Source organism: Psychrobacter sp. R86515, from assembly GCF_042466315.1.
Classification (GTDB): Bacteria; Pseudomonadota; Gammaproteobacteria; order Pseudomonadales; family Moraxellaceae; genus Psychrobacter.
Map to the genome: position 1 here is coordinate 332,154 of NZ_JAXHCC010000001.1, position 13,847 is coordinate 346,000.

Genomic DNA, 13,847 nt, shown 5'->3' on the forward strand with positions numbered 1-13,847 from the left:
TAATCAGATAGACTGAAAAGGATTGAGCATGCGACTGACATCTACCATTCGAAAAATGCATAAACGTTCGCCTAAACTGGGTAAAGCTGTGTCGCTTGCAACAGCCACTGGTGTCATCGCCGCCAATAGCTTCGGTGGTAGTATTCCTTTATGGCTAATGGGCGTTGGTAAGGTCATTACTGGCGCCTCTATTGCAGATAAAGCCGTTATCAAAATTGCTACTCACTGGATCAGTAGCAACAGTGCCTTAATCGACAATATGCTGCCTCGCAAAGATTGGCGTATCAATCTACCAGATGATATTCATATTAATGGTAAATACCTGCTAGTGAGCAACCACCAATCATGGGTCGATACCAGCATCGTGCAGTATATTGGCGAAAAACGTTTGCCACTCACGCGATTTTTTACCAAGTTTGAGCTGATCTATATCCCTATCGTTGGTCAAGCTTTTTACTTTTTAGATTTTCCAATGATGCGCCGACACTCGAAAGAGGCCATTGCCAAAAACCCTGCGCTAAAAGGTAAAGACATCGAAGAAGCCAAACGTGCCTGCGCCCTATTAAAAGACAAACCTTTTACCTTATTAAATTATTTGGAAGGTACTCGTTTTACCAAAGCCAAACAAGCTCAGCAAAAATCGCCTTATACACACTTATTAAAACCTCGTGCAGGCGGATTATCATTGGCTATCAGTGCATTAGGTGAAGATATCGATGGCATATTAGACATGACCATCGTATACCCTGATGGTGTGCCAAGCTACGGCGATCTTTGGAAAGGCAATATCAAACGTTTGGGCGTTGATTTGCGCTACATCGACATACCAGATGCCTTGTTCGAAAGTATCAAGCAAGGTGGCTACGAAAATGACGAGGATACAAAAGCTCAAATGTTCGACTGGGTTGAGCAAGTATGGCGTCAAAAAGATGAGCGTATTAGCACTATGTTGGCAGATTTTGAAACCAATCCTAAAACGCAAGATGCCTAACAAAGACGCTCAGCAATACTAAACTGGCTGACTGTTAGACCTTATCAAATGCCAAGAACAGTTTATGCAAGCGTACTAAGTAATAAATATCGATAATGAGATAAAAAGTTATTAGGCAACAAAGTTACGGGTGCAGATGTCACAATATTCATATCTTACTTGTGATGTATTCTCTTAAAACAGCCATGCATCATAAATAAATTTTAATCAAAGATGGGTTGTTTTTTAGCCCTATTCATTGATAATGTGACTAATCATGAACCCATAGATTTTCGATGTCTACTTTGATAGTAAATGGTAGCAAATATCGATTTCTGACCCATTTTTTGTGCCATTTATTACTTATAAGGTATGACTGTGCCCACCTCTACTACTAGCTCGCCGTTAGCTACCGAATCTGTTTTGAGTCAGCCTCCTTATCCAATAAGTGATGAGCCACCAAAACCTAACCATCCAAAGCCGAGTCGTTTTAAGCTCACTTACGATATTGTCATGATTATTGCCATCAGTATTGATCTACTATTGATCAGTATCGATGCTATTTTGATGAGCAATTTTAGTAGTAATGCTGCAGAATGGCTAACCATCAGTGAAGCGCTCAATTGGTATCAGAGCACTCTACATGATCCTCTACGCACTGCTGGAGGTTTTTTTACTATCTTTTTGGTCGTTGAGTTGCTATTGCGCTGGGCGATTGCCATTAAACAAAAAGTCTATTATCGCTGGTTCTTTTTCCCATTCGTTCATTGGTACGAAGTATTAGGCTGTTTTCCGCAGCTACGTGCTTTGCGACTACTGCGAGCGGTCGTTATTGGACGACGTCTATATCAGCTTGGCTATCAAGTACTGCCGCAGACGTGGATCAACCGAATCAAGTTTTACATTGACCTACTGTTAGAAGAGCTCTCCGATCGCGTTATTTTGACAGCGATACAGAACTTTCGACAAGAGCTAACCAGTTCAGACACGCATAAATCATTCATTGAGTCGACGATTGCAAAAAATCGAAATGAGATTGAAGCGGCCGTATTGTCCGTACTGCGTACAGAGCTTGCACCGAAGCTGCAGGAACTGACTGCCTCATCAGGTGGCGGCAGTATATTGGCGAGCGAAATGGGTAATGCTATTGAAGAAGGATTGGCCAACACACCTGAATTGCGCCGCTATCTACGCATGATACCTATCGCGGGCAGCCTGATTGAATCACAGCTACATCACGTCGGGCACAATATCGGTGAGAACGTCGTAACTGCATTAAACAAGCGACTTTTAGACCCTAAGCGCTTGGATATATTAATGATGGAAATTGCTAGCGGTATTGCGCAAATAGATACCAATAATACAGCGCTAGATACCTTAATTTCTAGTATCATTGATGACAGTTTGACTGCGTTTGAAGCGCAAGTAAAAGTGCAGCAATGGAAGCACCAAGATATGCTAAATCTATAGTTTAGCTGTCTAATAGCATGACGTAATAAGAGACATAATACCGTGACAGAATTATTTTTAAGGGTTTGTATATGACAGTTTCAGCTAACGATAACCAGACTGCACCAGCGCTAGCTTTCTATGGCAAGATGCTGACGTTTTCACGCGTACAGTTTAGTACGAGCGATCTAGCAGCTATAGAAGCTCAGCTAACTGAAACGCTCAGCAATAAATCGAGCAATATTCCTATCCTTATTGATAGTGACGTTGAGCAGGATTTATCAGCATTGGTAGAGCTGTTATGGGCATGGGGATTGCAGCCTATTGGCGTGGTGACAGGAGTACTTGATGCGCAAGCACGTGAGCAGCGCTTAGCGATATTTCCAGCAGATGGTAAGCGTATTGAGCGTATATTACCAAGTAAAAAAGCCCCAGTTCCTACTCAAAAGGCAGTAGAGAACAACAACGCCGAAGCAGTTAATGCTAATAGCGTCGATGATACTTCTACCACGAGCGAACCTGCTACTGAAACCACACTATCTAATATGCCCACCGAGACATTGGTAAGTACTCAGCATATTACTAGCTTAATCTATGATCAAATGCTGCGTTCAGGACAAAGCCTCAATCACGTTGGCGGCGACTTGATCTTGACCAGTAGTATCAATAGCGGCGCTGAAGCAATTACTGACAATAGCCTGCATGTATATGGCCGGGCACAAGGGCGTTTGGTGGCAGGCGCAACAGGGGATAAAGATGCCCGTATATTCTGCCAAGTCTTTAATCCGTCATTGGTGTCAGTAGCAGGAACCTATTGCTTACGAGACAATTTACCTGAGCACGTTATCGACAAGTCTGTGCAAGTAAAATTTGTAGAAGGCGAAGGCTTAGTGTTTACCGTGATGGATGAAGCTTAAGACACTATTAAAAATAATACACCGTGAAGTGACTTTATAGAAAACTAAGGTAGTTAAGCTGCTCTGTTCAACAAGCCAAAAAGCATAGTTATAACCCTACTAATACCATGCAGAGAGGCTAATTGAGCGATACATAGGTTGTTTTTCTGCTTTAGTATCGAGCTGCTATAAATTTTTGTTTATTTATGCTAGGCTAGCTTCGAAGATAGTGTATATATGTTAGGTAAATAACATGTAATTTTGCTATTTATATAAAAGATATCCCATTGATTCATAGGAGTGTGCCATTGTGGCGAAGATAGTTGTAATCACTTCAGGTAAAGGCGGTGTGGGTAAAACCACGACAAGTGCTTCTTTTGCCGCTGGTTTGGCGTTACGTGGCTATAAAACGGTTGTTATCGACTTTGATGTAGGTCTACGTAATCTAGACTTAATCATGGGTTGCGAAAACAGAATTGTTTATGACTTCGTTGATGTCATCACTGGAAACGCGCGCTTGTCGCAAGCACTTGTCAAAGACAAACAGCTTGAAAACCTGTATATCCTGCCCGCCAGTCAAACGCGTGATAAAGACGCATTGACAGACGAAGGGGTATCAGAGGTGATGGCTGAACTCTCAAAGCAGTTTGACTATATCATCTGTGACTCACCTGCCGGTATCGAGCGCGGTGCACAGCTAGCGATGTATCATGCGGATGAAGCTATTATTGTCACTAACCCTGAGATCTCTTCAGTACGTGACTCAGATAGAATCATCGGTATTCTGCAAAGTCAGACGAAAAAAGTAGAAGAGAACCAAGGGACTGTTCGCGAGCATTTGATTATCACTCGTTATAATCCTGAACGTGCGGCTGCCAATGAGATGATGGATATTGACACTATCTCAAATGATATCCTAAAAGTTCCACTACTTGGGGTTGTTCCTGAAAGCCATTCAGTGCTTGAAGCGTCCAACCATGGCGAACCAGTTATTCATTATACCGACTCTGTTGCTGGTCAATGTTATGAAGACATTGTCGCCCGTTTCTTGGGTGAAGAGCGCCCACTACGTCATATTGACGTGAAGAAAAAGAGTCTATTACAGCGCTGGTTTGGAGGATAATGATGACTAAGAAAAAAGGATTTTGGAGTAGCCTATTCGGTACTGACGACAACAGTAACGCAGGTAGCGCAAATTTAGCAACTGAGCGTTTAAAAGTTATCGTTGCTAGCGAAAACAGATTGAACAATCGCTTAACGGTTGATCGTATCGAGAAAATGAAACGTGAAATCTTAGAAGTTGTGAACAAATACGTTAACGGTGTGCAGATTGATGATGTCAATATTAACCATCGTTCTGAAGACAGCTTAGATGTGTTAGAGATGAATATCAATTTACCTGAGCATAAGAAATAACGTTCTAACAGTACGTATTTCTACAATGAATAAAAAAAGCCCCAAGTTTGATACTTGGGGCTTTTTAATGTTTATCGATTACAGATTATTTCATACGGGCAATAAGATTGTCTTTTTTGACAAACTGATGATATAACGCGGCTGCTATATGCAAGACCGTAAAACCAATAATCATTGGCCAGATAATCTCAGTATGCAAGTTATTATAAAAACGAGCCAAGCTTCTATCTGGGGTCACGAATACAGGGATCTGAAAGATACCGAAAATATCAACCGGTCGACCGCCATATACTGCCATCAGTAAGCCAACTAGTGGCATAGCAATCAGTATGGCATAAAGAGCAAAATGTGACAGTTGAGATATGAGCATTTGCCATTTTGGCATGGCTAACGGTGGTGGCGCCTTAGTAAAAACGCGGTTGATGACTCGGGCAATCATCCAAAATAATAAGCTCACGCCGAACGCTTTATGGTATCCAATAAACACATTGCTATCTAAATTCTCATATAGCAGTATCATTATCCATGTGGCTAACAGTAAGGCTGCACTAATCCAATGAAAAATACGGCTACTAACCGACCACTTTGATACATTCGAGTTGGCATTATTCATGAGTGACTCTACTACCTTTATCAGGAATTATCTCTAATCAGTTTGATAAGCCAGTTAATAACTCTTCAACAGATGAAGTCATTAACATTACTGGCTTACTATTTATAGAATGGAGAATACCTTAAATACAGGTGAGAATCTAGCCATCTAAATCAATCAGGTGATAGGCAATTTTATCCAAATCTGGCACTAAGTAGATTTCGTCATCAACCATCACTGTTTGATATAGGTAGGAGGAGACGTCATTTTTATCAAAATACTCTTCCCTATCTTTGCCATTGGTAGTACTAAACTGTTCCGGTGTCTCTACATCTTTCACTTCAGAAATTCGTGCTTGCAGCTGACGCAAGTCACCTGCCGTTTGTAAGGCAAAACGGTGATCAGTCGTATTACCTTCCAAAACAATCATTTTGTCTGGAGCTTGATCTTGCAGTAGCAAATGAAATACAGCCAAATCTTGTTGTTGCCAGTCGTATCTAGAAACCTGCTGTTGGAGCTCATCCACACTCAAAATTAGGCTACTTGGAATGATCCAGTCCGGCTGGTTAAATGCTGGAACAATAGTGACGTCAAGCATACCGTTGTTGGTAGTCAACAGACTCACAGCCTCAAACGAATGTTTCAAAATTTGTGTCATACGTCACTCGCAATAAGTTAATGTGAATGGCTATCTGCCCTTTCACCAATGTAATCGGTTAGTTTTTTTGCTAAATCGGTAGGGCTACCAATAAAGTTGCAATACCCTGAGTCAATGATAGCCTGAGGTTGACTTGGACATGCACTCAAGCTCGGATCTTGTGCCCATAATTGACTGTTATTGTCTTGGATTAGGTCCAAGTACTGAGAGCCATCATTACCCATACCTGAAAATATAATATTAATAAGCTCGCTACCATGAACATCACTGGTATTTTTGAGCAGCTGCCCGATTGCAGGCTTATATTCACCATGCCAATCTTGATCCAATAGTATCACGCGACCTGTTGAATCACAGACAACCTGCTTATCAATAGGTACTATCAGACACTCTCCTGCTCGTAATCGCTGTGAAGAAGCGATAATCTTACAGCGCCAGTCATTATGACGATTAAGTATGCGGGGCAACGTACCAATCATAGCCTGATTAAAATGATGTGCCAATAAAATACAAATTGGCAGTGTGGCTGGTACGTTATCTAAGAATTCTTTAACCGCACTAGGGCCACCCATAGAAGCACCCAAAAATACGACATAATGCCAGTCAGTATCAGCACTCTTGTAAACTGGAGCATCTATCAGTGTTGGCAAGTCAAGCAGTTGGGCAAATTTACGCTTTAACTTACGTTGCCACTTTGCATATTCTTGCGATTCGTTTAGATACGGTGCTTGACTGAAGCCAACCAGTACTGCTGCTGGTTTGGATGCCACCGTCGCTATTGCCACACTGTCATCATAATCACTGTCTATCAGCCAAATATCGATAGCTGAGTTAGAAAGCTCACCTGTTTCCTGCCACTGTGTTCGTGACACACAGCCGACCAGCGTAAAGCCAAAACCACGTACCGTATCTGAAAAAGCCATGCGCTGGCGGTGATCTTCTGCCACCACCATCACTTTAATATCGTTTCTATTTTTTTTTCGCAGCGCTAAAACACGTGCATTATCCTTCATTAGTCAGGCTGACCCCTTCACCTAGTAGTTTTTGCATTTTATCAAGCAGCTCTTTTTCTTGGAATGGTTTACCCATATAGTCATTCACACCAATCTCTAAGGCACGCTCACGATGCTTTTCGCCAGTACGTGACGTTATCATAATAATCGGAATTTGCTTTAAACGATTGTTATGTCGGACTTGAGTGGCGACCTCGAAGCCGTCCATACGAGGCATTTCGATATCAAGCAATATCATATCTGGTGTCATATCTTGCAATATCTCAATTGCATCAATACCATCTTTAGCGACTGCCACATTGAACCCTTGGCGTTCTAAGAAACGTGAGGTTACTTTACGCACTGTCACTGAATCATCGACGACTAGAATGGTAGATTTAGACTCTATACGTCCTCTTTTAGCATCAGCAGCTTTCGTAATATTCTTGACCAATTGCGCATTACGCATAAGAGCAATCAGATCTAAGATGAGCATGACCGAGCCATCACCCATGATAGTAGCAGCTGAAACTCCTGGAATATTTGATAATTGTTGGCCTAGAGGTTTGACAACAACTTCTATGCGCGAACCTGCAATCTGATCCACTTGCAAAGCAATATTCTGTCCGGTACGATTTTTAATAATGATAAGTGGTAAGCTAGTATTGGTATTTACGACCAACTCATTCAACTTATTGCCTGATAAAATCTCATTTAGGTAGCGTACTCGATACTCAGTGTCTTCAAAATTCAATGTGGCATCATTTGATTGATAATAGTCATAAAGCTTCTCTGGATTCACTCGAACCACGCGCTCAATCTGTACCAGTGGAATCGCATAGTAGCGATCTGCAGCACGAACAACCAACGCGTCAGACACGGCTACCGTCAATGGTAGGCGCATTGTGAAGCTTGAGCCTTTACCCAACTCTGAAACGACGGATACCGCTCCACCTAGTTGGCGAATCTCACTAATAACAACATCCATACCAACGCCGCGTCCAGAAATCTGAGTTACTTGCTTACTAGTACTCAATCCAGCGTTGAAAATATATTGCATAATATCAATGTCTGATAGACTATTATCATCTGCATCAATTAGACCTTGAGAGATGGCTTTGCTACGTACTGCTTCAACATCAATGCCTCGCCCGTCATCTGTTAATTGGATGACGATCTCACTACCTTCACGATGTACCTCAAGTGTGATACGGCCGCTACGCTCTTTACCTGACTTTAGACGGGTCGATGTGGTTTCAATACCATGGTCGACAGCATTACGTAACATATGCTCAAGCGGTGACGTAATGCGCTCTAGGATGGTTCTATCCATCTCGTCATCAGCATTAATGATGGTCAGTTCAACAGACTTATTAAGCTCGTTAGCTGTTTGACGTACGATACGTTCAAGACGTGGTGTCAAGCGTGTAAATGGCACCATACGTGAATTCATCAAACCGTCTTGCAGTTCAGTCTGGGTACGAGATAACTGTAGCAGCAAGCTTTCACTATCACGTGTCTTTTCTAATAGTGTATGGTTAATATCAACCAAATCCGAGGCCGACTCTGTTAAAGATTTAGACAGCTGATTCAAAGATGAGTATTGATCCATCTCTAGAGGGTCAAAGTCTTCATTATCGATGAGCTCCTCATCTATTTGAGACAAAATCTGTGCTTCTAGCTCGATCTCCATACGACGTAGCTGATCTGCCAAGCGTTGTACTGTCGTACCCATCTCTTCAATACTGTTTGTTAAACTACTGATACCCATATCGATACGAGCACGGTTAATCGCTGACTCACCAGACAAATTAATCATGTGCTCAATCAAACCACCTGAGATACGAATCATCTCATTGCTACTAGCGCTCTGACCTTCCTCGTGAGTATCTCTAAGCATAGACGGCATTTCACTGATATCTTTTGCAAGATACTGTGAATCTTGGTTTTCTTTGGCAATCAAGATTGCTTCACGCTGGGCTTGTAGAGACTCTTTAGGTATCGTTTTTAGGCTATCAGGGTTTCTACCAAATTGTTCCAACGCTTCAATTAATAGCGTAGGCGTCGGTGGGTTAATATGTTGTTGAAGAATAAATACTGCATCAGCTAGCCAGTCATGACTTGCAACCAGCAACTCTAATACTTTTTTGGTGGCTGGACGTCGATCACTGACAAAGTCTGTATAAACTGACTCCATTTCATGAGCCAAGTCAGCAATACCAGAGGCAGTGACCATTCGTGCGCCACCTTTTATGGTATGCAAGTCACGTTGGAGCGCTTGTAACGCTGTGGTATTACTCGTGTCTTTTAAGAACAAGTGCAGATACTTATTACGATTGGTAAGCTCTTCTGCCTCTTCCAAAAATACTGCTAATATATCAGGATCAGGGAGTCCGTTAGCCCATGATTGTTTAATCATGCTATCCAGACTTAGGGTACTCAATACCTCATTATCACTGTCAACAACATTGGCAGCAATGCTACGCTCTGTAGGTTCAAAATGATTTTTTGGTACTGGTATGACTAGATCGACTACCTCTGGTAACGTTTTTGCTTTTTCAAGCTGGCGCAACTGTTCAATCAGCTCTGGGGTAAAGAAAGATTTCTTATGACTCACAATATGCATCACTTGCAGTGACATCGTGTCTTGCACCATTTGCATAATTTCAAGCCACTGCGCTGTTGGCGCTCTTCGGTTCTCTACAAATGACTCGTAGACGCTTTCTGCTTCATGGGTTAAATCACCAATACTACGGATACCGGCCATCCGTGCACCGCCTTTGATCGTGTGCAAATGACGCTGTAGAACCTTTAGCGCATTGATATTGGCGATATCGGCACGCCACTTATTGAAGCTTTCATCTAGTGCAGTATCAAGCTCTTGTGCTTCTTCTAAAAATATTTCTAACAGCTCGATATCAGTATCAATAGTCTCAAACTGTAGCTCAGGTGCTGGAACGGCTCTAACGATAAAACCAACGTCTTCGTTTTCATCCCTTTCTTGATAAATACTTCGTAGCTCATCAATGACTTGTTTATCTATTTTTAAGGAGGTACTTCCGGCTAAAGCATCGAACAAGCCTATCAGTTGAGCGTGACCTGCATGTAATATTGCTTGAATGTCTTTATCTTGAGCCTTATCGATATAATTACTCAAATAACGGTATGTGTTGCCAAGTTCATCAAGAATTGTGACAAATTTTGGAAATGCTTGCGCCTTTTCTATGAGAGCAGCTATTTGTGAAACTTGCTGCTCTACATAGCTCTGGACATGCTCTATTTCAGTATGGTTAAGTGCATCTTCCAATTCCCATTCAGCATCTAACAAGGCATCAATATTACTATCTAATAGCTCTTCTATCGACGGTTTCCTATCTGTCATCACGGTAGTATCACTGACAACATATTGTTCGTCTAGCATTGCTTGTAATGATGCTATATCTTGTTGACTTTGCGAATCCTTGTTCTCTACTGATACATCATGCTGTTCTGTATTTTGTTTATAATTATTTAAATAGCCATCTATTAGTTTCGCTGACTGAGCCAACGCCTCTAGGTGTTGAGCATTCATCCCAGTATCCTGCTGCTGTAATAACTCTAGGCTATGTTCAATAGTTGCACTGACTTCGCTGATAGCGGCCAAGGCACTAGAACCAGAAGCGCCGCGCAAAGTATGGAATGCGCGTACGATTTCATCTGTGATTTCTATACAATGTTGCTCTCTGTTGTCTTTGACAAACTGTTCGATACGCTCAAGCAACTCTTCTGCTTCATCAATAAATATCTTACAAAATACTTTCTCTTCCTCGCTTTGAGGGGTAAGAACAACCGCTGCCTCAGCCATTCTTTCGTTAACTGAATGAAAGGTCTGTAAGGTAGAATCTATTGCTTCATTACTGTTGTCATCATAAGCATTGTTAGTCTCAGCCGTATCAGACCATGGCTTCGTTTCCTCCATCTCATCTATAGAACTAACTACTGATTGTGCAAACAAAGCAGAATAGCTAAATCCATTACCCTGCTGTTTGCTATAGGCATCAGCACACGCAATCCACACTGGAACTACAGCTGGATAGTCTTGAGTACCCTGTTCAAATGCTACAAGCATCTTGGGGTACGCTGCCAGTACATCTATAATCAACTGACGCATATCAGCTGAGATAGCGACACTGTTATCTAAAACACGGTTAAGCATGTTTTCTATAGACCATGCTAGTTCAGCTGTATAGTTAGCGCCTACCATGCGGCCCGAACCTTTTAAGGTATGGAAACCACGGCGAATATCCTTTAAGCCCTCTAGATCGCTCGGTGTTTTCTGCCAGCTTTCATACAATGGCACAATTTCTGCCAATACTTCATTGGCTTCCTCTATGAATATCTCTTTGATATCAGGATCTGCATCTTTGGCATCAGCTGGTAGTTGATCAGTCTCTCTAATAAAAGGTACAAGATTCTCTGGAATATCCAACGTAGATAAATATTCGTTGATATTCGCTTCTTCGTTATTCGAGTCAGTAACCAATTCGGTACTATCGTTATTAGAATTGTTATCAGCATCATCAATTTCTAGTAGAGATTTTTCTAATTCTGCATCATCTGACATAACCTCTTTAGGAGCAAGTTCAGCTAGCGTCAGTCCAGTGTTAACTGGCTGTTGGCGCATTAGATTGCTACTTTGTAAGATAGTAATCGCAGGATCAAAGCTTGGTAAGCGCTGCGCTTCAAAATCTGTTACCAGTGTTGGTAAGCTTTTTGTCGTATCAATCACTAGGCTCACAATTTCATCTGTTACAGGCAGCGTCTTATCCAATAAACGATTGAGTAGGTTTTCGATTGACCATGCTATCTCGCTGATACTAAAAGCACCAACCATACGACCTGAACCTTTTAGAGTATGAAACCCTCTCCGCACTTCGGTCAGTGGTGTCAAATCTTGTGAGTCTTGCTGCCAAATTGGTAAAAAGTCTCTGAGATCCGCAATTACTTCTGTCACTTCTTCAATGAAAATATTATGAATTTCTACATCAGTCTCAAAACTGTCAGGTTTGACTTGCTGACGAGCCTGTTTCAACAAATCACTTTCGATATTATTAGATAAATGCACACTATTTTGACTAGCCACCTGCTCCGCATCTTCATTGACAATAGGTTCAACCTCACCACTATCGTCATAACGCACAACATCGTTCGCTGACAGTTTTTGAGTAGGCACTGTCTGATCAAGCAGCTCTGGTGTTTCAATATAAGTATTTAGAAGCTGTGTTGCTTTGTCTGTATGTTCATTTGCCAATGTAAGTAACTGCTGATCGAAAACCTGCTGTGCGAGGTAATCAAGTAATAGCTCAATAGAGGTTAAGCTCTCAGCCAATGCTTGAACCAAACTCCAACTTGGTGTCGTAATTTGATGAGTGTTCAATCGTGCAAATATGCTACCTATGTCTTCTATTGTTTGACGAATTACTGGCAGCCCCATATCATCAAAAGCTTGACCAATACTAATAAAATCATTATTAGCTGGTATTAATAGAATGTCTTGACGCTGTATATACTCATTGAAACTTTGCTTTATTTCTTCTACTGCGATTCGCAGCTCACGTATGCCATCATCGGTTGGAATAATTTCACTCTTACCTATCGAATTGCTCTCTTCGCCATCCGTTATATCTGGCACAGTAGTAAAAGAGGTTGCCCCCCCAATTTTGAGTGAAATTGTTTTTTCAGTACTATAAATAGCGTTATATAACTCTTGTAGTTTGCGTTCAATTTGCCATTGCTCTTGCGCAAAGCCCATTTCGGATGAAAAAGCCTGTTCTAAATCTGCAAGAATTGATTCCACTTGAGACACGTAATAAGTCCAGCCTCGGTTTTTAAGTTGGCTCTTGATGCGTTCTAGAGGTATTACCAAAGTATCTGGCTCATCTAGCTTGAAGATAAGTTCTTCAAGTTCATTCAATAATCTTGGTAAAAAACGTGGGGCTGTCGTTGCATTTCGTGTTACTTCATCCAAAATAGATTGAGTGCGTTTGCTACTATAAGTTAGATAGCTTAGTTCTATATATATTTCCGTAGTCAATCTGAAAATCGTACCTGAAGGCAACACATCTGAATAGATATAGGACTCTATAATTTGATCAAGCTGACTCAATAATGGTGAGTAATGCTCAGGTATCGGTGTTTCATTGTGAGTAAGATCACTTAGCAACAGTTCAGTTAAGTACCAAAGTCTCTGTAGTCCCTTATCATGTGTAGTCTGCCATAAGTATTGACTAACTTTTTCTAGAGTACTTAGTAAAGATGATTGGTTTGTATTAGTGATCAATAACTCTTGTACTTGTTGACGCCATACGAGTAGCAACTGCTGATACTGTTCATTGGTTAAAGTAGAAGTAGCTGGACCCGTTGGTACGACCACTTCAATACTATTGATAATATTTTCGTTATTAGCATATTCATGCTCAATATCATTAACTTTTATAGATAAGTTAGTTTCTATATCTCGTTGAGACAAAGCTCGAGTCAGTTCATGAGTAGCTTTAGTTACTAAGCCAGTATGGTAACTTCCTGTACGTGCATATTGGTTGATCTCACGTTGCAATAACCGGTGAGAAAACTGGCCTACACGACGCTCTTTGATAGAAAAGTCATCGTTACTTGCTAGTGTTGCAAGTTGACTCAAATTGCTAGCGATACTTGCCAACAAAGGAAGGTTAAGTATGATTAGCGCACCACTAATCTGGTGATAATGTGATGTCAGTTGCTTATGATCAATATTGGACTCACCCAATTGCCAACCATCAGATACCTGTGATAATTGCTGATTAAATAATGGTAGTAACCATTCAAGTGTCACTATGTCATTGGGCTGTTTCTTCAT

General features: G+C 41.3%; 9 protein-coding genes. 5 read left to right on the forward strand and 4 right to left on the reverse strand.

Going from position 1 to position 13,847, the window contains the following annotated elements; translation table 11 throughout:
- The first annotated feature begins 28 nt into the window (after positions 1-28).
- The 5 genes from SJY28_RS01410 (at position 29) to minE (ending at position 4,731) form a co-directional block, all read left to right on the forward strand.
- A complete protein-coding gene (locus tag SJY28_RS01410; protein ID WP_379543179.1) occupies positions 29-991 on the forward strand; it encodes an acyltransferase in 963 nt (320 codons plus the stop codon).
- A gap of 351 nt (positions 992-1,342) precedes the next feature.
- Entirely contained in the window at positions 1,343-2,440 is a 1,098-nt protein-coding gene (locus tag SJY28_RS01415; protein ID WP_379543181.1) for a hypothetical protein, read from the forward strand.
- A 71-nt stretch (positions 2,441-2,511) separates the two neighbouring features.
- Complete coding sequence (minC, locus tag SJY28_RS01420) at positions 2,512-3,336, forward strand: septum site-determining protein MinC (RefSeq protein ID WP_379543182.1); 825 nt, start codon at positions 2,512-2,514, stop codon at positions 3,334-3,336.
- Between the two features lie 289 nt (positions 3,337-3,625).
- A complete protein-coding gene (minD, locus tag SJY28_RS01425) occupies positions 3,626-4,438 on the forward strand; it encodes a septum site-determining protein MinD (protein WP_057761560.1) in 813 nt (270 codons plus the stop codon).
- A 2-nt stretch (positions 4,439-4,440) separates the two neighbouring features.
- Positions 4,441-4,731 carry a cell division topological specificity factor MinE gene (gene minE, locus SJY28_RS01430; RefSeq protein ID WP_057762631.1) on the forward strand — a complete coding sequence of 97 codons (291 nt, stop codon included), beginning with the start codon at positions 4,441-4,443 and terminating at the stop codon, positions 4,729-4,731.
- An 85-nt stretch (positions 4,732-4,816) separates the two neighbouring features.
- Here minE and SJY28_RS01435 read toward each other — a convergent pair whose 3' ends face one another.
- From SJY28_RS01435 to SJY28_RS01450, 4 genes are all read right to left on the reverse strand, one after another.
- Positions 4,817-5,344, reverse strand: coding sequence for a cytochrome b (locus SJY28_RS01435; protein WP_379543183.1), 528 nt, complete (start codon positions 5,342-5,344; stop codon positions 4,817-4,819).
- A gap of 139 nt (positions 5,345-5,483) precedes the next feature.
- On the reverse strand, positions 5,484-5,981 hold the full coding sequence (locus SJY28_RS01440) for a hypothetical protein (RefSeq protein ID WP_379543184.1): 498 nt from the start codon (positions 5,979-5,981) through the stop codon (positions 5,484-5,486).
- Positions 5,982-5,998: 17 nt separating this feature from the next.
- Positions 5,999-6,934, reverse strand: a complete 936-nt coding sequence (locus SJY28_RS01445) for a chemotaxis protein CheB (RefSeq protein WP_379544887.1) — start codon at positions 6,932-6,934, stop codon at positions 5,999-6,001.
- A gap of 49 nt (positions 6,935-6,983) precedes the next feature.
- The gene (locus SJY28_RS01450; RefSeq protein WP_379543185.1) at positions 6,984-13,847 is read right to left on the reverse strand and encodes an Hpt domain-containing protein; all 6,864 of its coding nucleotides are present in this window, start codon (positions 13,845-13,847) and stop codon (positions 6,984-6,986) included.

Bases quoted from the DNA above. Each gene is read 5' to 3' on its own strand.
- SJY28_RS01410 (WP_379543179.1), top strand. From the start codon at position 29: ATGCGACTGACATCTACCATTCGAAAAATGCATAAACGTTCGCCTAAA.
- SJY28_RS01415 (WP_379543181.1), top strand. From the start codon at position 1,343: ATGACTGTGCCCACCTCTACTACTAGCTCGCCGTTAGCTACCGAATCT.
- minC (WP_379543182.1), top strand. From the start codon at position 2,512: ATGACAGTTTCAGCTAACGATAACCAGACTGCACCAGCGCTAGCTTTC.
- minE (WP_057762631.1), top strand. From the start codon at position 4,441: ATGACTAAGAAAAAAGGATTTTGGAGTAGCCTATTCGGTACTGACGAC.
- SJY28_RS01435 (WP_379543183.1), bottom strand. From the start codon at position 5,344: ATGAATAATGCCAACTCGAATGTATCAAAGTGGTCGGTTAGTAGCCGT.
- SJY28_RS01440 (WP_379543184.1), bottom strand. From the start codon at position 5,981: ATGACACAAATTTTGAAACATTCGTTTGAGGCTGTGAGTCTGTTGACT.
- SJY28_RS01445 (WP_379544887.1), bottom strand. From the start codon at position 6,934: ATGGTGGTGGCAGAAGATCACCGCCAGCGCATGGCTTTTTCAGATACG.
- SJY28_RS01450 (WP_379543185.1), bottom strand. From the start codon at position 13,847: ATGAAGAAACAGCCCAATGACATAGTGACACTTGAATGGTTACTACCA.